We start from the raw sequence: 20,012 nt of genomic DNA, 5'->3' as shown, positions 1-20,012 counted from the left end.
GACCTGTCGCTGCGCGATCCGTCCGAGATCGAGCGCTGGGCAAGCGAACTCGGCGGCGTGTCGCTCGCCCCCGGGCATGTCCGCCTGCCGCGCGGCAGCGCGGTCGAACGGCTGCCCGGGTTCGAGGAAGGTGCGTGGTGGGTGCAGGATCTCGCCGCCTCGATTCCCGCGCGCCTGCTGGGCGCGGGCGAGGGCCGCCGCGTGCTCGACCTGTGCGCCGCGCCCGGCGGCAAGACGCTGCAGCTCGCCGCCGCCGGCTGGCAGGTGACCAGCCTCGACAAGAGCGTCAAGCGATTGGACCGGCTGGTGGAGAACCTCGACCGCACCGGTCTCACCGCCGAAGTCGTCGCGGCCGACGCGCTAAAGTGGGAGCCGTCGCGCCAGTACGACGCTATCCTGCTCGATGCGCCGTGCACCGCGACGGGCACCTGCCGCCGCCACCCCGACGTCCTCCACCGCATCGGCCCCCGCCAGATCGCCGAGATGGCGGACCTGCAGGCGGCCCTGCTGGCGCGCGCCACCGGCTGGCTCGCGCCCGGCGGGGTGCTGGTCTTCGCGACCTGCTCGCTCGAACCGGAAGAGGGCGAGGCGCAAGCCCCGCCAGTCGCGTTACTGCCGCTGCCGATCGGGGCTGGCGAAGCACCGGCCGGCCTCGAACCGACGGCCGAAGGCTGGTTGCGCACGCATCCGGGATTGCTGGCCGAGGTGGGGGGGCTCGACGGGTTCTTTGTCGCGCGGTGGAAAGTCGGTCACTTGACTACCTAGCGCACACCGACCACCTTGAAGCGATGGTCACTCAGCCAACCAGAAGCCGCTTTCACGGTGGCCAACTGCTCGCAGGCATCTAGCCCCGAGCTCACCCAAATCGAGCTCGGGGCGTCCACGGAAGCATCTTCCAGTCCGTGACTAACGGACGGTTTCTCAGGATTTCGAGCCATGCACACAGTAGCAGCGGACCCCGCGCGTCCACCCATCACGTTGATCGATACCGAGGCCGACGCGCTGTCGGGCCTCGCTCTTTCTTCGCTCGCAACGTCATCGATGGGGGCGCGATTGCTCCTGGAGGAACTTGAACGAGCGGAGATATTCGAGCGGCAATCTCTGCCCATAAATGTGGCGACCATGTTGTCGCATGTCCTGTTCGAGGACGAAGCGACAGGCCGCACGCGCCGCGTTCAGCTGGTTTATCCTCGAGACGCGGACAGCGAGCACGATCGCGTGTCGGTGGTCACTCCCATCGGCGCGGCACTTATCGGCATGCCGGAGGGCGCGAGTATCGAATGGCCAAATCGCGCCGGGACCGTGCGGCGCCTGCGCATCCTTCAGGTCGCTCAGCCGGATTTCGGCGCGTGATCGCGATGGAGAGTGCCAACTGCCGCAATTATCGCGGGCACATCGTCATCGCGCGCAAGATCACCTTCGGCCGATACCGCTTCGATGTTTGGCGGCAAGGAGAGCATTTCGGCCGGTTCCGGGACGACATTGCGGCGGAACTGCACGTCGACAAATTGCTTCGCGGCGACTGACCACGCGAAGCTGTCGGCTGGTGACGCCGACGCAGTTCTCCCCGAATTCCGTTCGGAAGGCGCCCCGCCCGGGGCGGGTCAGACTTTCACCTTGTCCTGGAAGCTCTTCCTCAGCTTCATCAGCTTGGGCGGGATGACCGCGAGGCAGTAGGGATTCCGCTGGCCTTCGCCTTCCCAGTATTCCTGGTGGTAGTCCTCGGCCGGGTACCACTCGCTGGCTTCCTCGATCGTGGTCACCGCGTTGCCGCCGTGCTCGGCGTTCCAGCGATCGATCGCGCCTTCGGCTTCCTGGCGCTGGTTGTCGTCCAATGGGAAGATCGCGCTGCGGTACTGGGTGCCGATGTCGTTGCCCTGGCGGTTGAGCTGGGTCGGGTCGTGGGTGCCGAGGAACACGTCGTACATTTCGGCGAGGCTGATGACCGCCGGATCGAAGGTGACCCTGATCGCCTCGGCATGGCCGGTATCGCCGCCGCACACCTGCTTGTAGGTGGGGTTGGCGACGGTGCCGCCGATATACCCGCTCTCGACCGCGCTCACGCCCACGACGTCGCGGAACACCGCCTCGGTGCACCAGAAGCAGCCGCCGGCCACGATTACCTGCTCGTTCATGCCAATCTCCTTATCGCGAGCGGAGATAGGAAGCGCAGGAGCGCTTGTCATCGCGCGGATTGCGTGTGACAATGTATCATTGGTCTTTGGAGGTCGCCATGCGTGTTCGTTCGTTCGCCCTGCTTGCATTACCGTTGCTCGCCGCTTGCAGTGGTGGGGGCAAAGATCCGCGCGGGGTCGATCGCAACGAGACATTGCTCTCGGTTAGCGCCTCGGGACACGCCGAATCGCGGCCCGACAAGGCCGAGTTCCAGGCCGGGATCGAGACCTGGGCCCGCTCCGCCAAGGATGCGAGCGCGGCGAACGCGAAAAAGATCGACGAGATCGTCGCCGCGTTGAAGGGCGTCGGGGTCGACGAGAAGGACATCCAGACCCGTGCGGTCACCGTCAATCGGATCGATTACGGCGACCGCCGCGGCCAGTTCCAGGCGATGAACGTGGTCAACGTCACAGTGCGTGACGTCTCGAAGGCGAACGCGGCGGTGACCGCGGTGACCGAGGCGGGGGCGAATATCGTCTCCGGCCCGAACCTGTCGATGACCGACCCGGAAGCGACCGCCAACCTTGCCTACGCCGACGCCTACAAGGCGGCGCGGAAGCGGGCGGAGGCTTATGCCAAGGCGGCGGGCATGGAGGTCAGCCGCGTGCTCTACATCCGCGATGCGGGCGGGAGTCAGGGCAATACCTACTTCCGCGCGGCGGATGCGACCGCGATCGATGCCGCTCGCCCGGTGGCCGAGCAGGCGATGGCGGTCGCGCCGCCTCCGCCACCGCCCGTGGCCGCGGGCGGTTCGCGGATGATGGTCGGCACGACCAATTCCGACGTCTTCATTCAGGTGGACTTCGCGCTCACCCCTTCCTAACTCGCGCGCCATGGCCCGCACCGTCTCCGTCGCCGCGCTCCAGCTCGACCTGTCGTCGCACGACGAACAGGAAAACATCGATGCCGTGTCGGCGCTGGTGGAGGAGGCCGCCGGTAAGGGCGCGCAGATCGTCTGCCCGCCGGAGCTCTTCTCGAGCCGCTATTTCTGCCAGGTCGAGGACGAGGCACTGTTCGCGCTCGCTCGTCCGGCTGCGGAGCATCCCTCGGTGGTGGCGATGCGCACGTTGGCGGCCAAGCTGAAGATCGCCATACCGACCAGCTTTTTCGAACGCGACGGGCACCACTACTACAACACGCTGGCGATGATCGACGCCGGTGGCGAGATCCTCGGCACCTATCGCAAGAGCCATATCCCTGACGGGCCGGGGTACGAGGAAAAGTACTATTTCCGCCCCGGCAACGACGGGTTCAAGGTGTGGGACGTGGCCGGTACGCGCATCGGCGTCGGCGTGTGCTGGGACCAGTGGTACCCCGAATGCGCGCGGGTGATGGCGCTGATGGGGGCCGAGCTGTTGTTCTACCCCACCGCGATCGGGTCCGAGCCCTACGACGCCGACCTCGACACTAGCCGCATGTGGCGCCGCGCGATGATCGGGCATGCGGTGTCCAACTGCATGCCGGTGATCGCCGCCAACCGCATCGGCATTGAAGCTGATGAGGGGGGGGACGGCGCGAAGTTCTACGGCCACAGCTTCATCTCCGACGAATGGGGCGACTACACCGCCGAGTTCGGCGCGGGCGAGAGCGGGGTGCTGAGCGCGACGATCGACCTCGATCGCGCCGCCAAGCACCGCGCCGGCATGGGCTTCTTCCGCGACCGCCGGCCGCAGCTTTACGGACGGATCTGCGAGGACATCTGACGGCGCACCGTTACCTGATCGCGCTCGGCTCCAACATGCGCCACGCGCGGCATGGCGGACCGCGAGAGGTGCTGAGGGCGGCGGTCGGCGCACTGGCGGACGTTGCAAGGGTCGAGGCCGTCTCGCCGATCGTGAGCAGCGCCCCGCTCGGCCCCTCGCGCCGACGCTACGCCAATGCCGCCGCCATCGTGTCGACCAATCTCGCCCCGGAGGACCTGCTCGATGCGCTGCACCGGATCGAGCACGCCTTCGGCCGCCGTTGCTCGGGCCAAGACTGGCGCGCGAGGGTGCTCGATCTCGACATTGTCTTGTGGAGCGGTGGCGCGTGGGCAAGCAGGCGATTGGTCGTCCCCCATAGCGAGTTCCGGACCCGCGCCTTCGTGCTCGCGCCGGCGCGCGCCATCGCCGCCGACTGGGGCGACCCCGTGACCGGCCAAACGATCCGCCACCTCCACGCCCGCTTGACCCGCGCTCGTGCGCTGCCCTAGGGCGCCGAGCGCCAGACCGCAGTGTTTGGGCCCTTAGCTCAGTCGGTAGAGCAACTGACTTTTAATCAGTAGGTCGCTGGTTCGAACCCAGCAGGGCTCACCACGCAGTCTCCCGAAATTGCGCCTCTCTCCTGTCCCGCCGCGCATGCGCGTTTTCTCGCCGCTTTTCCGGGGGTTTGCGCTGGCTCAAGGCTGGGAGGGTAGGTCGGGAGACCAAACGACCTTCTGTTCAGGTCGCAAATCGTCGCGAGTTCTCCGCGGCCAAAAAAAGCGACCTACTGAAAGGTTGTTGCTAGATGGCGCTGACGCCGAGCATCTCTCGCTGGGCTGTCCACTCGAGAGGTAGGTCGGCGAGCCGCCACAAATCGCGAGCCAGCATTCTGCGCGGTTGCGTTCCGTTGATGATCGAGCGGATTATGTCAGGATCAAGATAACTCAGTCGAGCCAGGCGCTGGAGGTGCCTCAGCCGGGTAATTGGCACTGCGGCCACCATGTTATCCGTGAGTTCTAGAAGCTCTTGCCGTGCAGCAACCGCGCGGCCAAGCAACTCAACCAGGTGACGGTTGGCGACCGGCGGTGCGCCCGCTGCCGGCTCAAGCCGGAGCCGGGGTTCGTGGCCAAAGACTTCGCTGGAGGTGGGAATGGATAGCGTTGTCTCGTGGGGAGCAGAAGCCAGGCCCGCCTCTACTCTCAGAAGGCCGGCATCGAAGGTCACCTGAGCGCCGCTCGGAGTTACCTGAACTTTCATGTCGAGCTTGCGAAGCTGGCACCTCGCTTCGAGGACGGGATCCAGGATGATCGTGCGAGCGACCTCCGAGCATACAGCGAAGAAGTGCCTGGCCTCATCGGCGGCCGCGCCAGTCGCCAGCGCGGCCAAGTTACCGGAGTTCTCGATCCACGAAGCGATGGTGGTTCGTACCGAAGCTTCCAGCTCGCCTGCGGGCAAGCGTAGGGCCGACGCACTCCTGTCATCGTTCATGTTCGAAGCATAGTATGTGTAGCGTCGCCCATGATTGCGCGTGTGCACAGGTGACATTGGCCTGTCTCGATGGTCGCGTATCATGCCAGCGAGCAGCGCCACGCGTCGATACGGTCCACCAGCAGAGCCTGGTGACGACCGATCGCTCAGCTTTTGCTGGACCGCATCGAACAGTTCCCGGCCTACAATCGCTTCGTGCTGGCCAGCATAGACTTTGTCCTTATGCACCACCTCACCGACGTAAGTCCGGTTCTTGAGCAGCCAGGCAAGCGCGCCGTGCTTGAACGACTGGCCACCGGTTACTCGTCCGCTGCGGGATGTGCGGCGCTTGCTGACCACGCCTTCTGTTTCGAGCCGATCAACGAGTGTCCGGATGGAGTCGACCTCGAGATAACGCTCGAAGATGTGCCGCACCGTCTCGGCCTCGTCAGGCACGACGACCAGCTGGCGGTCCCTGGCTTCGTACCCGAGCGGAACTCCGCCCCCCATCCACATGCCCTTGGCCTTGCTCGCCGCAATCTTGTCGCGGATGCGCTCTGCCCCGACCTCCCGCTCGAACTGGGCGAACGAGAGCAGCACGTTCAGGGTAAGTCTGCCCATCGAGGTCGTGGTCGAGAATGCCTGCGTCACGCTGACGAAGGACGCTTCGGCAGCATCGAGAACGTCCACGATCTTGGCGAAGTCAGCCAGGCTGCGGGTCAGCCGGTCGATCTTGTAGACCACCACCACATCGACCTTGCCTGCCTTCACATCAGCAAGGAGCTGACGCAGGGCCGGTCGATCCATCGACCCGCCGGAAAATCCACCGTCATCATAAAGATCTGGAAGCAGTTCCCAGCCTTCATGCTGCTGGCTCATCACGTAAGCAGCGCACGCTTCCCGCTGCGCATCGAGACTGTTGAAGGCCTTGTCCAATCCCTCGTCGGTCGACTTGCGAGTATAGACTGCGCAGCGGATGGGGCGGGCGTCCTTACGCACCGGCAGCAACCCTCAGGCTACCGAGGCGCGGGCTGTTGAGACCGAAGAAGCGCGGGCCCGACCACTTGGCGCCGGTTATCATTCTAGCGATCGCGCTTAACGACTGGTGCCGCGTTCCGCGGTACTCGTAGCCGCGTTCGAGGACCACGACCTCGTGGACCTCCCCGTGCCAGGTGCGCGACAGCCAGGTGCCCGGCTTCACCACGGTGGCCGCGCGAGGCTTGCGCTCGTTCTTCTTCACCTGTCCTTCGAGCACGCGCATCTCGGCTTTCGTCAGGCCGCCAAACGCCTTCTCCTGATACCGCGCCGCGATGGCGCGGACGGCAAGCGCGGTGCCGAAGGCCGGCGGCGCAGGATGGCCGAAAACGCTGCGCCACTCGACTCTGACCTCAGCTGGCGTCATCGAGGTCAGCCGCTCAATCTGCTCGCTTAATGTCATTGAGACGCGGCCCCGTTAGCGACGCGATAGACGCGGACGCCACCGACCTTCTCGCTCGTGATCGAGTACCCCTTCTTCTTGAAGCCGGTCAGTACCGCACGGGTGGTATGCGGCAGCCAGCCGGTCGCCTCCACCATCTGGTCCCGCGTTGCGCCATCTGGCCGTTTGAGCATGGCCAGGACAGCTTCGTTCTTGCTTTCTACCTTCGGAGCTTTGGTCGGCGAGATCTGTTCGTCCGGTGCGTTGCCGCTCGCGTAGTTGCCGGCGCCAGCGCTTTGCTGGGGCCTCGGTTCGCGCGCCAGGCGGCGCGGACGCTTCGCGGCGGCAGCCTGCGTTTTGATGCTGGTCATGTAATGTCTCCTGAGTTGAGGGATCGACACATGCCGTCCCACCAGCTCAGGCCCGGTCAGGCGTCAGCTCGCCTCCGGGTGACCGGTCCCGGTCCGGCCTGATGAACACCAATGCTTGCTGCTGCCTCGAAGTCGAGTGGATTGTCGCTGAAAAACTATCAGTGTTCTCTCGCATCGAGGCAGGCACTGTCCGCCATGATCTTGGCACTCAGATAGCCTTCCTCGTCGTTTGCTTCGAGGTAAGCCTCGGCGACCTCACGCTTGCTCTCGCATTTCTCATCCGGACTTCCGAGGCGCTTGACAATCCGATCGCGTCGCTCCGCGCGTTCGACAACTGTCTCAGGCTTCTCGCAAGCTGGCAGAGCCAACACTGTCCCGAGCAGCACCAATCCGATCGGTAGATCGCGCACATTTGTTCTCCAATACTGTGTTACCTGAGCAACACGCTTCCTTCGCGTCAGGAGTCAACTCGGAGAGCGCTCTCGGGACACCGCTATTGCTATCGCAAAGACGAGCGCACAGAATGTTGCCGCTCTCTCAAGCGAGGGAGCGGGGCGTGGAAACCCCTTCACACAGCTGCCTGGCTACGGCCGGGTGGCATGCGCGCATGTCCAGGGCTTCGGCCTAAAGGCGTATGCGCCTGTCTGTGTGCAGGTTTCCAACATCCGGCTTTGGCCGTCGCTCCGAGTGGACATAAGGGCGACAGGAAGGGCCAGCCGGAACATGCAGGATCTTCTCGCCGATATCGGCGTACGCTTGGCTTCGCGTTCTTATCCGAACGAAGCGTCCGTGCGCGAAGGCATCGTCGTCCCGGTCTTGCGTCAATTGGGCTGGAATACAGCTGATCCGAAGCAGGTGTGCCCGGAGTACTCGATCTCGGGTGCGGGGCGGGCAGACTATGCTCTCTTGCACCGAAGCGGACGTCCGCTCGCGATCATCGAGGTCAAGGCAGTCGGCCGATCGCTCGATGGTGAGGACCAGCTGTTCCGTTATTGCTACGAGGTGGGCGTCCAGTTGGCAGTGATGACTGACGGGCGAACCTGGAACTTCTACCTGCCCGGTGGTCTCGGGGCCTTCGGCGACCGGCGCTTTTACAGTCTGCAACTCGACGATCGATCAGCCGAGGAGGCGCAAGCTGTATTGGTGCGGTATCTTTCCCGGGATCGGGTTGAGAACCGCTCGGCCATAGAGGCGGCCTGGCAGGATCACGACGCGGCCGTCACGAGGCGCGAGGCGACTTCGAACTTGCCTGAAGCTTGGGCCGAGCTGGTGAGCGAACGGAATGACAAGTTGATCGAGCTGATTCAGGACAAGGTCGAAGCAATCTGCGGGTTCCGCCCTGACGAGGCCGCGACTGCTGATTATCTCGGCGAACTGCGGCAATCAGCACAGAAGGGCGGCGCGGTCCCGATGGCGGCCGCCCCCAAGCCCGCCGCTACCGAATTCTCGAATGCCGCTACCGGCAAGCTTGCGATTCAATACAATTTGTTCGGGGACGCGCGATCCGCGCCTAACGCCAGCCGTGCGCTTGTCGATATCCTGAGGGTCATCGTCGCGCGCGATCCAACCCGCATTTCTTCTTTGGGTGAGGCGGTTCGGTCGAAAACGATGCAGCACATCGGACGTACTCCGGAGGAAATCAATCCACGGCGGCCCGACATCGCTAGAGCTGCGGAAATAGCTCCCGGTTGGCTCGTCGGTCTCAATATCGACAACCGTACCAAGCAGTCCATCATCGACGCCGCTCGCGAGATCTACGGTTTGAGCGCCGCTGAAATCGATGTGGTTCTGCCGAACAGCTGACAAAGTCTGCTTCGCGCCCCAATTCTGGACATCCGATGATCCGTCGACCAGCCCCGAAACCGGACGCTTCGATTTGCTGTTAATATAGTGGCCGATCGATCTGGGCCTCGAGCAAAGCGCGCCAGTACGGCCTAAGGGACATGTTCCTGCGCCACTGTACGCCGCTTAGTTGGCATCCTCCAGAACCAGAGGAATGTCAGGATGAAGATAACTACTGCAGCAGCGTTGGCCCTCGGCCTTGCCACGCTTTCCGGTTGTACAACGATGGACGAAGGAGGCGCCGATGCAACGGCCTCCACCACCATGGTCGGGGGAGCAGAAATGTACCCCTCGCGCAATATTATCGAGAACGCGGTGAACTCGCGCGACCATACAACCCTGGTAGCCGCGGTGAAGGCAGCCGGATTGGTCGACACACTTTCAGGCCCCGGCCCCTTCACGGTGTTCGCTCCAACGAACGATGCCTTCGCCAAGCTTCCAGCCGGTACGGTCGACACGCTGCTTCAGCCCGCTAACCTTGGTACGCTCCAGTCCATCCTTACTTACCACGTGGTGGCGGGTCGTGTGACCGCAGCCGATCTGCTCAAGCTGATCAAAGCCGGCGGGGGCACGGCGCGCCTCACGACCGTTCAGGGCGGTCAACTGACCGCCAGTGTCATGAACGGCGTTGTCATGCTGACTGACGCCAAGGGCGGCGTCGCGCATGTAACCCAGGCCGATGTCATGCAATCCAATGGCGTTATCCACGTCACCGACGCGGTCTCACTTCCGGGCTGACCCCCTTGCCCGGGCGGGGCCACTTTCCCTCGGTGGCCCCGCACCCCTAATAGCCTGCCTCGATCGCTATGCGGATGGCATCAGCACTGGTCTTTGCGCCCAGAGCCCCGATGACGGCGGCACGGTGCATCTTAACCGTGCGCTCGCTGAGTTCGAGTTCATAGGCAATCTGCTTGTTGAGCTTGCCTGCCGCCATGTGCAGCAACACCTCGCGCTGTCTCCGGCTGAGCGCAGTGACACGATCGTGAGCTTCCTTGCGCCGTGCATCGTTGGCGCGCGCAACGTCTTCCGCGATCTCGACTTGCGAGCCGAGGAAGTACTCAAGGTCACCGTTGGCATCAAAGATGGGCGCGACCATCACCGCGTTGCGAAACGGGGTCCCGTTCCTCTTGTAGTTGAGGATTTCAACCATGACGGGCTGCCGGCGGCGTATTCCGTTGCGTAACATCTCGGTTAGCCACGGCTCGGTATCAGCGCCCGCGAGGAACCGGCAGTTGTGCCCGATGATCTCGTCTCTGCGATAGCCGGTCAGCCTTTCGAACGCCTCGTTGCATTCGACAATCGGGTTGTCCGGCAGGCGCGGGTCGCTCATCACGGCGGCGATGGGACTGGACCCGATCATGAGCGAAAGTGACATACGCGCGGATATACTAGGCGATACCTGACCCTTCCGGAAGTGTCCCTTCGGCCATCTTGGTGAGCACGCCCGAGACGCTCAAATGGTCGCATGAATTCGCTCACCGCTCCGCTTTTGCCGGCAATCCGGTCCCACGCCCGCCGATTCCGGTCGAGCACGTGAACATCGTCCTCATCTTGCTCGTCGCCGGGTTCGCGGTTGCAGTCGTGGTAGCGCTGGTCAGGGGCCTGACCGCCTTCTTCAAGGATGCCGAACACATTCGCGCTCACGGCAGCCCGGCAGCCGAGGCGTTCGGAGTGAAACAAAACCGGATGATGGCGCAGCGTGTGTTTTTTCAAGGCATCGCGATCCTGCTGATCGTTCTTCTCGGCTCATTGGCAAGCTGACCTCGGATCGCTCACTCCTTTCGCGCAGGGACCTCTATGAACACGATAACCGATCACGAGCAGTTCTCGGCAGCGGGGGACGACGCCGTTCCGCACGAAGTGCAAGAGTCCATCCGTGCGCTGATCCGCTGGGCCGGCGACGATCCCGCTCGGGAGGGATTGCGAGACACACCCAGGCGGGTGGCTAGGGCGTGGCGCGAATACTGCCGCGGCTACGATGAAGACCCCGGCGAACATCTTGCGCGGACGTTCGACGAAGTCGGCGGCTACGACGAAATCGTGATGCTACGGGCCATTCCGTTCCAATCGCATTGCGAGCATCATATGGCGCCGATCACCGGGACAGCGACGATTGCCTATCTCCCCGCGGGACGGGTGGTCGGTATTTCCAAGCTTGCGCGCGTCCTCAACGGTTATGCATCCCGCCTTCAGGTGCAGGAACGCCTTACCGCTCAGGTCGCGCAAGCGATCTGGGACGAGCTAGCACCGCGCGGCGTTGCCGTGATGATCGAGGCGCAGCATGGCTGCATGACCGGACGGGGCGTCAAAACGAGTGGCGTCGGCATGATCACCAGCAGGATGCTCGGCTGCTTTCTGGACGACCAGCAGAGCCGGAACGAAGTACTGTCGCTGATGAACTTGCGGCACTGATACGATGCGCTTCGCCATCATCGGAAGCGGAATGGCGGGGCTCGCCTGCGCAGATGCTCTCGCATCCGCAGGCCATTCGGCAGAACTGTTCGACAAAGGGCGCGGCGCAGGCGGCAGGATGGCCACCCGCCGGATGCACACCCCGTTAGGCCAGGTGTCGATCGATCATGGCGCGCAGTACTTCACGGTTCGCGATCCAGGTTTCGCTCAGCTGGTGGCGCGGTGGCGGAGAGCCGGTATAGCTACTCCCTGGGTTCCAGCGGGGAAAGATGCATGGATCGGCATCCCCGGCATGAACGCCGTAATTAAGCAGATGGCCGCACCGCACGCGGTTAGGTGGAACTATCTCGTCAAAAGCGTGGCTCGCGACGACGGCGGGTGGCGGATCATCGGCGATGGGCAGGAGGAGGGGCCTTTCGATGCGGTCATTCTCGCCATTCCGGCAGAGCAAGCCGCCGCGATTCTTTCTCTGCACGATTTTGACATGACGCGGATCGCCCTGGTCGCCCGGTCACAGCCCTGTTGGACCGCGATGTTTGTCTTCGATCGGCGGCTGGACAGTTTGCCAACCGTCATACGCAATCAGGGGCCTGTATCGTGGGCAGCCCGCAACAGCGACAAGCCAGCGCGGGCCGAGCCAGAATGCTGGGTCGTCCAGGCGAGCGGAAATTGGTCCCTGGACAGACTTGAGGATCCGCCCGAGGAGATCGCGCCTCTTCTGCTGAGCGCTCTTGGCCAGGCCGCGCAGAGAGAGCTTCCCCAGCCGGTCGCCGCGACCGCGCACCGGTGGCGTTATGCGCTTTCGGCGGGCACAGGCGACGGCGCGTTGTGGAATGCCGAGTTGCAGCTTGGGGTATGTGGCGACTGGCTCCTTGGCCCGAGGATAGAATGCGCGTGGCTTTCGGGGCGCCGCCTTGCCGACCGGTGCCTCGGAGCTGCGCTTGTCAAAGGTTCCGCATCCTGAAGCCTCTGATGGTCCGCGGAGTGCGTGCTGGTTTGCCAGTCCGCCCCGCCACCATGCACCAAAGGCCATCTCGCAAGCCGCGCCACCGTGGGCGAAAGGCTCATCATACGGCAATCACGTCGAAGATCGGAACCGGTCATGGTCGCAGTCAATGCAAGCTCAATGAAGGTTGTCGCCGCTGCGGTCATTGCAGTCGTGGCGCATATCGGTCTGCTCGCCGCATCTCTGGGTTGATCCCCCAAAGCCTCCTATCGGCAGAGGAGCCATGCTGACCGTGTGGTGGGACGGGTCGTGCCCATTGTGCCGGCGCGAGGTCCGACTGATGCGTAAGCTCGATCGGCGTGGGAGGATCAGGTTCATCGACGCGGCTTCAGCTCCCGTCGCGCACTGCTCTGTGGACCGTCGGAAGCTGCTGGGCCGGTTTCACGCTCTGCAAGATGGACAGATGCTGTCGGGCGCCGCTGCCTTTGCGGCAGTGTGGCGGACCATCCCCGTCTTGCGTCCACTTGGCCTTGTCGCGCGCAACCCAATGATACTGGCCGCTCTTGAAAAGCTGTACCTAACCTTCCTGCGCATCAGGCCCCGCCTACAGCGCATAGCCACGCGAATGGAACAATGAGACCGATACCCCACGCGGCAGGCCCGGGTCAGGAAAGCGTGTGGGTGTTTCCGCGCCCGGCGCGAGCCGAGCCGTCAGGCGTACACATTCTGATCGAACATGGCGGGAAGGTCGTTGCGGACACCCGCTCCAGCATTCGCACCCTCGAGACGAGCCATCCACCGAGCTACTACATTCCGTTGAAGGACATCGCTCCGGGCGTCCTTGTCCGCGCGCTTGGGAATTCCTTTTGCGAGTGGAAGGGCGTTGCCGTCTATTGGGACGTGGTCATGGGCGAGACGGTCCTGCGCCGTGTCGGCTGGAGCTATCCCGCGCCTTCGAGCGCGTTCCAAATCTTGCGAGACCAAGTCGCGTTCTACGCCGAGGCCTTCGATCGCTGCAGCGTCGACGGCGAAACAGTCGTCCCCCAGCCCGGAGGGTTCTATGGCGGCTGGATCACCAGCAAGGTGGCGGGCCCGTTCAAGGGCGTTCCTGGCAGTGCTTCGTGGTAGGCGCGCGACGGTTATCGCAGCAATGCGCCGGCCTGGGCTGGCAGTGTGACAGGGCGCCGCGCCGTCGTCTGGGGGGCCTCCGGAGGGATCGGCGCTGCGCTGATCGACGCGTTGGTCTCGTCCGGCAATTACGCGGCTGTTTACGCCGGAAGCCGACGGGCGGTCACCACCGAGGGGGACGTCGTCCGTCCGTTTGCTTTCGACTTGCGTGAGGAATCGTCGATCGAAGCGGCGGCAAAGTCCGTTATCGGCGATGGATCGATCGATCTCGTTCTCGTCACGACAGGCATGCTTCATAGCGCGCGGCACCAGCCAGAGAAGCAGTTTGCCGCGATCACTTCGGAAGGGATGTTGGACGCTTTCAGGATCAACGCGCTCGGTCCGGCGCTAATCGCCAAGCACATGATCGCTGGCCTTCCACGGGAACGGAGAAGTGTGTTCGCGGCCCTGTCTGCGCGGGTTGGATCGATCGGCGACAACCGGCTTGGGGGGTGGCACAGCTACCGCGCGTCTAAAGCTGCACTCAACATGATTATCGCCAACTTGGCGATCGAACTTGGAAGAACGCATCCAAGAGCCATCGCAGTCGGGCTGCATCCCGGCACCGTGGATACGCCTTTGTCCCGTCCCTTTCACAGACCCGTTCCTTCAAGTCAGCTGTTTGCGCCCGAGATGAGCGCCAGCCACCTTCTTTCCGTTGTCGAGAATCTAAGTGTAGATGTGTCGGGCTCAGTCCTCGCTTGGAACGGCGAGGCAATCGCGCCCTGAGAGCAGGCTGCCGTTGCGCATCTCCGTAATGGGCCGGAAGCGAACGGCAGCTTTCGAACGTCGATTTGCTGAGAGCGGACTGTCTGCAACCGGCCCAAACATGCTCAAACAGGTTCCCCCGCGTCCTTCCATTCGTGCATCGCTCGTATTAGCTCACCGGTAGGGTATTCGCGGATATCTTCTTCGGAGGAGCCAGCGGCCAGTTCCCGTTCCCAATACCACTCTTGGAACGCGATATACTTGCCTTGAATAAGGGCCGCTCCGACGGCGGGAACGCCGGCCTGAGCGATGAGCCAGCTGCGTACATGCCGGACTGCCTTTTCGTGGTCACCGCCGTGCGCCTGGATGTCCCAGCCAGAGATGTCGGAAAGGGCCCGCTGATAATCGTAGCGGGTGTGCTCAAGGATCAGGATCCGCTTGTCCGTTTGCGGAGCTTGTCCAAATCGACGACATGCGTGATCTAGACCGAGTTCAAAGGGCATGTTCATGCGGGCGTACTCGTCCGCCTGTGCCGATTTACAGCGGCTCAGATCATGAATGCCATACTGGGAGCCGCGAATGAGGTCAGCAATCCGGTCGAGGCGCGCGGCAGCGTTGTCGGCGTTCTCCGGAGCAAGCCTAGGAAACAAGCCGAGATATACGATGCAGAACGCGACCGCCTGCAAGACTGGCGCAAAGTCCTCATCAAAGGGGCAGTTGACGAAGACTGATCGCTCAAACGGCGGCGGCAAGCTCAGCCCTTCGGCGGATGCGGGTCGTTCCCGAAGGAGTTTCGCTCCCTAATCCGGCCGTCACGGCCGTGGATGTAAACTTCGGTTTTCTGATTCTGGGCGATCTTTGTCGCCGCTTTGACCGCATCAGCTTGCGTAACGTGAGTGCTGGTCGCCTTGGATGAGCCCGCCTTCTTGACCGCCCATCCGCCAGATGGGCTCATAACGACGTGCTGACCCTTCTTTGCCATGACGTTGACCTCCGCACCTCAATTAGCAACGGGAGGGACATAGCGCTAGGGGGACCCGGGGAAGCCGTGGTGAGTGGCCCGCTTTACGCTCAGTATGTCCACATTCGGACGTCCCGCTATCGGCCCAACCTTTGCCGGCACGACCCGCTCAAAGGTCCAAGGTTACTCTTCAGCAGTTCTTGGAACGAAATCCAGGCCATCGACCTGTAGACCTGGAGATGCAGGATCCCATTCAAGCCTACGCGTGACCGCAGATAAATCCGGGGCGCTCACGACAAACCTCTCGTCGTACCTCGCGTATAGCGTGTCGAAGAAGCCGCTGAGCAAGAGGGGGCTGTCCTCGCCAGGGTAGGAACTGAAGAGCCCGCTACGATTGGGGCCTTCCATCTCCACCAACCCGAAACCGATGGCCTCATAACGACTGACATCCTCGCGGATTCCTCGGCGGCCGACGAGCTCGCGGAGAGCGTTGTGGAATCGAATAATCGATTTTACCGGCTCGCCGCCCACTTCAATCGCGATGTCGTTGGCGGCTAGCGTTCGAGTGCCTTCGGCCGCTGCATCAAGTACATCCGCTACGAGCTTCGCGTCTTCGAGAGGCGCTTCGACCAGTCGGTTGGCCCGAAGAAGAACGAGATAGCCGAGGACCAGCGCGGGATAGGTGATGTGGAGGTTTGTGCACTCTCCAATCGTCTCTTCCATCCTGTTCGTCAGATTGCGGAACGCGCCGGTGACTCCTTTACAGGAGACGGCGAGGACTGGCCCAATGCCCTCCCGCGTGACCACGACGTCCACGTTCTTGGTTTTGAGGCCGCCAAGAACGGTGCGCTCGCCGCCCAACGCAAGCTCTGGCGCGTAATGAAGCAAAGGAGCCTTGCCGGAGCGCGCCTGAACCCGAAACGGTGGCCTCGGGACGATATCGTTCGGGTTGAACCCACCTTCGATGACCAGACGGCATGCGACGTACCAATGCAGCGGCTTGATGTGCTTTGCGCTCTGGGTCTGCCCGGTGAACTCCCCGAAAGCAGCAAGTGCCTCAGTCTGATTAGTCCACTGACAAGTCTTGGCGTCGAGATCAGTCGGCATAGTGGCGCCAGCGTTGGAGAGTGCTGATCGCGCCCTCGATGTCGGCCGCCTTTGCTTCAGCCGCCACCGAAGCAGCAGGGAACATTACCCGACCCGCCTCGCGGGGTTCGAGCTTCAGCATGCCACCGCCTAAGGCGTGCCCCTCAAGCTCGCAGCTCAGTCGGACAAAGGGGGATGACCATTCCGGCAGAAGTCTCTTCGCCAAGGCAGCGTCCTTGACCCGGATGGAGTGTACGCTGTTCGTGCATGAGACCTTTGCCGCGTTGCGGACTAGGTTGACCTGCCGGCCGGACATATAGCTCATGACGTAGTCGGGTATCTGCACGTCAGGCACGGCATACCACGGTGCCCTGTTGCGGCACTTGTAACCCTGACTGGCTTCGCGCCCGGCGCTGCTGCTCAGGTAATCCCGGATCGATTTGGGTAGGTGTTGGCCCTGCCGTAACCGAAGCAAGAGCACTGGGTCGTCGTTGCGCTTCCACGCCTCGACCGTGGCTTTCGTAATCTGGTGCTCGGGCATTGCACGCCCGTTGCGTATCGCGGGCTGCAGATATGCGTCGGGGATTCCCAGGCGACGGGCTTCGGACGGCCGCAAGTGAAAGAACGAATTATCGCCGGTGATGTAGCCAATCCCAACCTTTGCGAAATCCGCGAGCCGGTGCGTGTAAGGATCGGCGACTGCTTGCGCATAGAGCTGCCGGACCGACGCTGGCAGGAGGTACGGACGTAAACGCTGGTTCCAGACGGCGCGCCACTCGCCTAGGTCAATGTGTAGCGTTGGCGCAGGCGGAATTTGCGCGGGCGCAAACTGATCGATGACCGTGAAATCGATCGCGGTAGCAGACCCTCCGAAGCCGTCGGTATAAAGGAGCCAGCAATCCTCTGACAGGCTCGGGAAAAGCTTCTTGCGGACCGCAATGACCTGCACCTTGGCGAAGGAAGCCACGAGGTATTCGAGCAAGGGCGCCGCATAAGGAGCGTGACCGATCTCTGCTGGCACAACGAACGCCATGCGTCCGCCGGGTTTGAGGAGTCCTGCAGTCGCGACAAGGAACGGGGCCCATGACGAGGCGAGACCGGTGAAGTGCGCGCCAAGATCGCTGCACAGGGCGATCGCCCTCTTGCGCGTTTCCCCTTTGAACGTCTGGTAGCGGATGAAAGGGGGGTTGCCGGCGGCGCATTCAAATCGCTCATGCGTCTCCGTGGCCCAAGTAAAGAAATCGCCCTCATGGACAAGGGCGCCAGGTGCTCGCTCGATCGCCTTGTGTGCGGAAATCGGGTTTTGCTCGATGCCGACGCTGTTTCGATGGAGGGCGAGAAACTCGCCATCGCCACATGATGGATCAATCATTCTGTCAGACGGCTTGCGGATGGTCCAAGCAACCAGCGCAGCACTGACCTCGGTTGGCGTGAAGTAGGCGCCGGACCGCTTCTGAGAAAATTCTGGAGAGGTTCGCACCATGGCGTGCTGTTACCCAATCGACCGTTTGCTGGCACGAGAACGTAGCAAGAACTTCCCCAGTTGCAATGGGCGCCGAAAAGGCCGGGTTGAGCACTCCGATCGCCGCCAGTCGTCCGCGGAGAGCTGGCTTGAAGACTACTGGAGGTTCTACTGGACGAGCTGTAACTCGGCGAGATGTTCAAATCCCCCACGGTCTTCGTCGTTGGCGCCGGCGCGAGTGCAGAAGCCGGGCTCCCACTTGGGGGCGAACTCACCTCCAAGATCGCATCCCTACTCAACCTCAGCGTCGAATACGGACACCAGCTGTCGAAAGGGGACGCCGTCATCTATCATGGCCTACGCGAGCTCGTGGACCGACGTGATTGGGGTCAAAATTCGTTCATTGGTTCCGCGCGGTCGGTTGCTGAAGCTATGGACCTTGCTCAATCAATCGACACATTTCTCGAATCCCACGGCAAGAACCGCGAGTTCGTACAACTTGGCAAGATGGGCATAGTGCGAGCCATCCAGGCCGCCGAGCGGGACAGCAAATTGAAGCCGCTCGACGGCGGCCATAAGCCTTTCGTTCTCACCAACCTCGCGGCGACTTGGTACTACAGCCTGGCGCGCCAACTCTTCTCCGGCGTGCCAGCCGATGAGCCGGTACGCGCATTCGACAACGTGTCTTTCGTGATCTTCAATTACGATCGCTGCCTTCAGACATTTCTGGTCAGAGCCGCGGAAGTCTACTTCCGGCTTACGCGGCCGCAGGCGGAGCAGTTGATAGCTGGCGTCAAGATGCTGCATCCCTACGGATCGCTCGGTTCAATTTTCGAAGGCGCGCGCGGGCGAGTTCCTTACGCTCCTGCTGAACTCGACATTCTCGCGGCGGCCGAGCGCATCCGCACGTTCTCTGAATCCAGCATCTGTGCCAACGAGATCGGCGCGCTCGTGGAATGGGCCGAGACGGTCGTCTTCCTCGGGTTTGGCTTCCACGATCAGAACGTTGAGCTCTTCAACATCGCCGAGGGCCGCATGGAGGAGTTCCAGCCCAAGCGGGTTTTCGCCACTACCAAGGGGATGTCTCCAAGCGACGAGGAAATCGTGAAGTCGCAACTCTCGTACGCCTTGACGGCGCAACCATACGAGCGCGCCGAGAACGACTGGATATCGACCAACAACGGCACCTGCGCGGAGCTTTTTGCGACGTACTGGCGAAGCCTGACCGCTTGAGGCGACGTCGCATGAGCCGGCGAATTTTACATAAGATCCAATCGCGCTGAGCTCGCGTCACTGACTGGCGCCTAGTTCAAACAGCGGGAGAGTTCAGCGAAATCGAAAATGGTTCGGCGGCCCTTCCTGACAAACTCTATCGTGTCGATTCCCAAGGTCTTTAGTGGACCCTGAAAAGCTTGCCCGATCCCGCTGGGGACCACCAAGATCTTTCGATATCCGCCACCCAAAAGACAGTCGTAAATGTGAAGCTGCCCAACCGCGGCGAACACATCGTTTGCAGCTGACCCGGATTTGATCTCGAACAACGCCTTTGCAGTTTGGCCGTAGGTGTAGAGGTCCGGCCCGTACTGGCCCACTCGGTCGTTCGAAAAACGGACTTTTCGCCTTGCTAGCTCTGCTGCCAAGGAGCGGTGAACCTCAGCATGAAGTCGTTCGGCAACCACGGCCTCCCGGGCTTTTACTTCATAGGAGCCGGTCTTCTCGGGGCTGAAGCCGCGTTCCCAATCCTGCGCTTGATTGAGGTTTGCCGATAGAACTCCGTCCGCTGCCTTCGCTGTGCGCGCGCGGGCGCACTGAGCGATGAACGCGCCAATGCCCTCCTGCATGACGGCCGGCGCAACGTTGAGCCGAGTGACCGGATGGTAAAGCGCGGTTTCGCCGTTGCCGAATTGCACGCGTGTTGGAGTAATACCAGTTGCGTCAGCGAAGTCAGTTTCGGTTACGCGTGCACTCGGAATACTCATTCTTCCCTGGTGCATCAGCCACAGCTGACCTTGCTGATCATGGGCGAATACAGCTTGTAGATTTGTGTCGACGCCGCTGGGAGGCTGATTGATTTCAACTATTAGGTTTTGCCGGAATGCGCTTGGTCGCTGACCAAAGGCATTCCAGTCGCGTTGTTTGCCGCCTTTGCCGTGTGTTTTCCCAAAGCAGCCCCAGATGCCCAGGCGCTGGTGCCAAAGGACATCCTTGCCGTCCATCTTTCCAATGACCAGAGCTCCCTCTCGAAAGGATTTCTGCCATTGACGAGCGATGGAGGAAATCTCGCCCTTGCGTTCAACGGACTTCATTTGCTCTCCT

General features: G+C 62.4%; 26 protein-coding genes and 1 tRNA gene. 16 read left to right on the top strand and 11 right to left on the bottom strand.

Features of this window, described 5'->3' with window-relative positions; genetic code table 11:
- The 3 genes from ELY12_RS13260 to ELY12_RS14375 all read left to right on the top strand — a co-directional run.
- A partial coding sequence (locus ELY12_RS13260) for an RsmB/NOP family class I SAM-dependent RNA methyltransferase (RefSeq protein WP_164549514.1) occupies positions 1-765 on the top strand: 765 nt, incomplete at its 5' end.
- Between the two features lie 171 nt (positions 766-936).
- Positions 937-1,353, top strand: coding sequence for a nucleoside diphosphate kinase regulator (gene rnk / locus ELY12_RS13255; protein ID WP_126177161.1), 417 nt, complete (start codon positions 937-939; stop codon positions 1,351-1,353).
- On the top strand, positions 1,350-1,526 hold the full coding sequence (locus tag ELY12_RS14375; protein WP_164549513.1) for a hypothetical protein: 177 nt from the start codon (positions 1,350-1,352) through the stop codon (positions 1,524-1,526). The genes rnk and ELY12_RS14375 overlap by 4 nt, the downstream gene beginning before the upstream one ends.
- Positions 1,527-1,604: 78 nt before the next feature.
- Here the strand turns inward: ELY12_RS14375 and msrA are convergent, their stop codons facing one another.
- Positions 1,605-2,135 carry a peptide-methionine (S)-S-oxide reductase MsrA gene (msrA, locus tag ELY12_RS13250; RefSeq protein ID WP_126177160.1) on the bottom strand — a complete coding sequence of 177 codons (531 nt, stop codon included), beginning with the start codon at positions 2,133-2,135 and terminating at the stop codon, positions 1,605-1,607.
- 98 nt (positions 2,136-2,233) lie between these two features.
- On the opposite strand from msrA, the gene ELY12_RS13245 reads away from it, so the two are divergent.
- The 4 genes from ELY12_RS13245 to ELY12_RS13230 all read left to right on the top strand — a co-directional run bounded on the left by ELY12_RS13245 (position 2,234) and on the right by ELY12_RS13230 (position 4,469).
- Positions 2,234-2,998 carry an SIMPL domain-containing protein gene (locus ELY12_RS13245; protein WP_241229871.1) on the top strand — a complete coding sequence of 255 codons (765 nt, stop codon included), beginning with the start codon at positions 2,234-2,236 and terminating at the stop codon, positions 2,996-2,998.
- A gap of 10 nt (positions 2,999-3,008) precedes the next feature.
- Positions 3,009-3,878 (top strand): N-carbamoylputrescine amidase, encoded by an 870-nt coding sequence (gene aguB / locus ELY12_RS13240; protein ID WP_126177158.1) that lies wholly within the window; start codon positions 3,009-3,011, stop codon positions 3,876-3,878.
- The gene (gene folK, locus ELY12_RS13235) at positions 3,863-4,366 is read left to right on the top strand and encodes a 2-amino-4-hydroxy-6-hydroxymethyldihydropteridine diphosphokinase (RefSeq protein ID WP_338142070.1); all 504 of its coding nucleotides are present in this window, start codon (positions 3,863-3,865) and stop codon (positions 4,364-4,366) included. Before aguB ends, folK begins: the two co-directional genes overlap by 16 nt.
- A gap of 27 nt (positions 4,367-4,393) precedes the next feature.
- Positions 4,394-4,469, top strand: a tRNA-Lys gene (locus tag ELY12_RS13230).
- A gap of 189 nt (positions 4,470-4,658) precedes the next feature.
- Here ELY12_RS13230 and ELY12_RS13225 read toward each other — a convergent pair.
- The 4 genes from ELY12_RS13225 to ELY12_RS13210 all read right to left on the bottom strand — a co-directional run bounded on the left by ELY12_RS13225 (position 4,659) and on the right by ELY12_RS13210 (position 7,522).
- On the bottom strand, positions 4,659-6,323 hold the full coding sequence (locus tag ELY12_RS13225) for a recombinase family protein (protein WP_241229870.1): 1,665 nt from the start codon (positions 6,321-6,323) through the stop codon (positions 4,659-4,661).
- Positions 6,316-6,762, bottom strand: a complete 447-nt coding sequence (locus ELY12_RS13220; RefSeq protein ID WP_126177157.1) for a DUF2924 domain-containing protein — start codon at positions 6,760-6,762, stop codon at positions 6,316-6,318. The genes ELY12_RS13225 and ELY12_RS13220 overlap by 8 nt, the downstream gene beginning before the upstream one ends.
- Positions 6,759-7,112 (bottom strand): DUF3489 domain-containing protein, encoded by a 354-nt coding sequence (locus ELY12_RS13215; RefSeq protein ID WP_126177156.1) that lies wholly within the window; start codon positions 7,110-7,112, stop codon positions 6,759-6,761. The genes ELY12_RS13220 and ELY12_RS13215 overlap by 4 nt, the downstream gene beginning before the upstream one ends.
- Before the next feature lie 158 nt (positions 7,113-7,270).
- Positions 7,271-7,522 (bottom strand): hypothetical protein, encoded by a 252-nt coding sequence (locus ELY12_RS13210; protein WP_126177155.1) that lies wholly within the window; start codon positions 7,520-7,522, stop codon positions 7,271-7,273.
- Between the two features lie 313 nt (positions 7,523-7,835).
- Between ELY12_RS13210 and ELY12_RS13205 the strand changes: the two genes are divergently transcribed.
- Positions 7,836-8,915: a type I restriction endonuclease gene (locus tag ELY12_RS13205; RefSeq protein ID WP_126177154.1), complete on the top strand. Its 1,080-nt coding sequence runs from the start codon at positions 7,836-7,838 to the stop codon at positions 8,913-8,915.
- A gap of 201 nt (positions 8,916-9,116) precedes the next feature.
- Positions 9,117-9,692, top strand: coding sequence for a fasciclin domain-containing protein (locus ELY12_RS13200; RefSeq protein ID WP_126177153.1), 576 nt, complete (start codon positions 9,117-9,119; stop codon positions 9,690-9,692).
- A gap of 46 nt (positions 9,693-9,738) precedes the next feature.
- Here the strand turns inward: ELY12_RS13200 and ELY12_RS13195 are convergent, their stop codons facing one another.
- Entirely contained in the window at positions 9,739-10,329 is a 591-nt protein-coding gene (locus tag ELY12_RS13195; protein ID WP_126177152.1) for a PAS domain-containing protein, read from the bottom strand.
- A gap of 59 nt (positions 10,330-10,388) precedes the next feature.
- On the opposite strand from ELY12_RS13195, the gene ELY12_RS13190 reads away from it, so the two are divergent.
- From ELY12_RS13190 to ELY12_RS13165, 6 genes are all read left to right on the top strand, one after another.
- Positions 10,389-10,715 carry an HIG1 domain-containing protein gene (locus ELY12_RS13190; RefSeq protein WP_241229869.1) on the top strand — a complete coding sequence of 109 codons (327 nt, stop codon included), beginning with the start codon at positions 10,389-10,391 and terminating at the stop codon, positions 10,713-10,715.
- Positions 10,716-10,751: 36 nt separating this feature from the next.
- Complete coding sequence (folE, locus tag ELY12_RS13185) at positions 10,752-11,366, top strand: GTP cyclohydrolase I FolE (RefSeq protein ID WP_126177151.1); 615 nt, start codon at positions 10,752-10,754, stop codon at positions 11,364-11,366.
- A gap of 4 nt (positions 11,367-11,370) precedes the next feature.
- Positions 11,371-12,330 carry an NAD(P)/FAD-dependent oxidoreductase gene (locus tag ELY12_RS13180; protein WP_126177150.1) on the top strand — a complete coding sequence of 320 codons (960 nt, stop codon included), beginning with the start codon at positions 11,371-11,373 and terminating at the stop codon, positions 12,328-12,330.
- A 265-nt stretch (positions 12,331-12,595) separates the two neighbouring features.
- Positions 12,596-12,949, top strand: coding sequence for a thiol-disulfide oxidoreductase DCC family protein (locus tag ELY12_RS13175; RefSeq protein ID WP_126177149.1), 354 nt, complete (start codon positions 12,596-12,598; stop codon positions 12,947-12,949).
- Complete coding sequence (locus tag ELY12_RS13170) at positions 12,946-13,440, top strand: DUF427 domain-containing protein (protein ID WP_126177148.1); 495 nt, start codon at positions 12,946-12,948, stop codon at positions 13,438-13,440. The genes ELY12_RS13175 and ELY12_RS13170 overlap by 4 nt, the downstream gene beginning before the upstream one ends.
- Before the next feature lie 45 nt (positions 13,441-13,485).
- Positions 13,486-14,208 carry an SDR family NAD(P)-dependent oxidoreductase gene (locus ELY12_RS13165; RefSeq protein ID WP_126177147.1) on the top strand — a complete coding sequence of 241 codons (723 nt, stop codon included), beginning with the start codon at positions 13,486-13,488 and terminating at the stop codon, positions 14,206-14,208.
- A gap of 104 nt (positions 14,209-14,312) precedes the next feature.
- On the opposite strand, the gene ELY12_RS14430 is transcribed toward ELY12_RS13165, so the two are convergent.
- From ELY12_RS14430 to ELY12_RS13145, 4 genes are all read right to left on the bottom strand, one after another.
- Positions 14,313-14,939, bottom strand: a complete 627-nt coding sequence (locus tag ELY12_RS14430) for a hypothetical protein (RefSeq protein ID WP_206435829.1) — start codon at positions 14,937-14,939, stop codon at positions 14,313-14,315.
- Positions 14,940-14,941: 2 nt separating this feature from the next.
- Positions 14,942-15,142, bottom strand: a complete 201-nt coding sequence (locus ELY12_RS13155) for a DUF2188 domain-containing protein (RefSeq protein ID WP_241229877.1) — start codon at positions 15,140-15,142, stop codon at positions 14,942-14,944.
- Positions 15,143-15,331: 189 nt separating this feature from the next.
- Positions 15,332-16,255 (bottom strand): hypothetical protein, encoded by a 924-nt coding sequence (locus tag ELY12_RS13150; RefSeq protein ID WP_126177145.1) that lies wholly within the window; start codon positions 16,253-16,255, stop codon positions 15,332-15,334.
- The gene (locus ELY12_RS13145; protein WP_126177144.1) at positions 16,245-17,717 is read right to left on the bottom strand and encodes an N-6 DNA methylase; all 1,473 of its coding nucleotides are present in this window, start codon (positions 17,715-17,717) and stop codon (positions 16,245-16,247) included. Before ELY12_RS13145 ends, ELY12_RS13150 begins: the two co-directional genes overlap by 11 nt.
- Before the next feature lie 174 nt (positions 17,718-17,891).
- Between ELY12_RS13145 and ELY12_RS13140 the strand changes: the two genes are divergently transcribed.
- Positions 17,892-18,929 (top strand): hypothetical protein, encoded by a 1,038-nt coding sequence (locus ELY12_RS13140; RefSeq protein WP_126177143.1) that lies wholly within the window; start codon positions 17,892-17,894, stop codon positions 18,927-18,929.
- Positions 18,930-19,000: 71 nt separating this feature from the next.
- Here ELY12_RS13140 and ELY12_RS13135 read toward each other — a convergent pair whose 3' ends face one another.
- Positions 19,001-20,002 (bottom strand): hypothetical protein, encoded by a 1,002-nt coding sequence (locus ELY12_RS13135; RefSeq protein ID WP_126177142.1) that lies wholly within the window; start codon positions 20,000-20,002, stop codon positions 19,001-19,003.
- Positions 20,003-20,012 lie beyond the last annotated feature (10 nt).

Source organism: Tsuneonella rigui (genome assembly GCF_003958625.1).
GTDB classification, from domain to species: domain Bacteria; phylum Pseudomonadota; class Alphaproteobacteria; order Sphingomonadales; family Sphingomonadaceae; genus Tsuneonella; species Tsuneonella rigui.
Note: the sequence above shows the minus strand (reverse complement) of the source record. Positions and strands in the feature narration are given on the sequence as shown.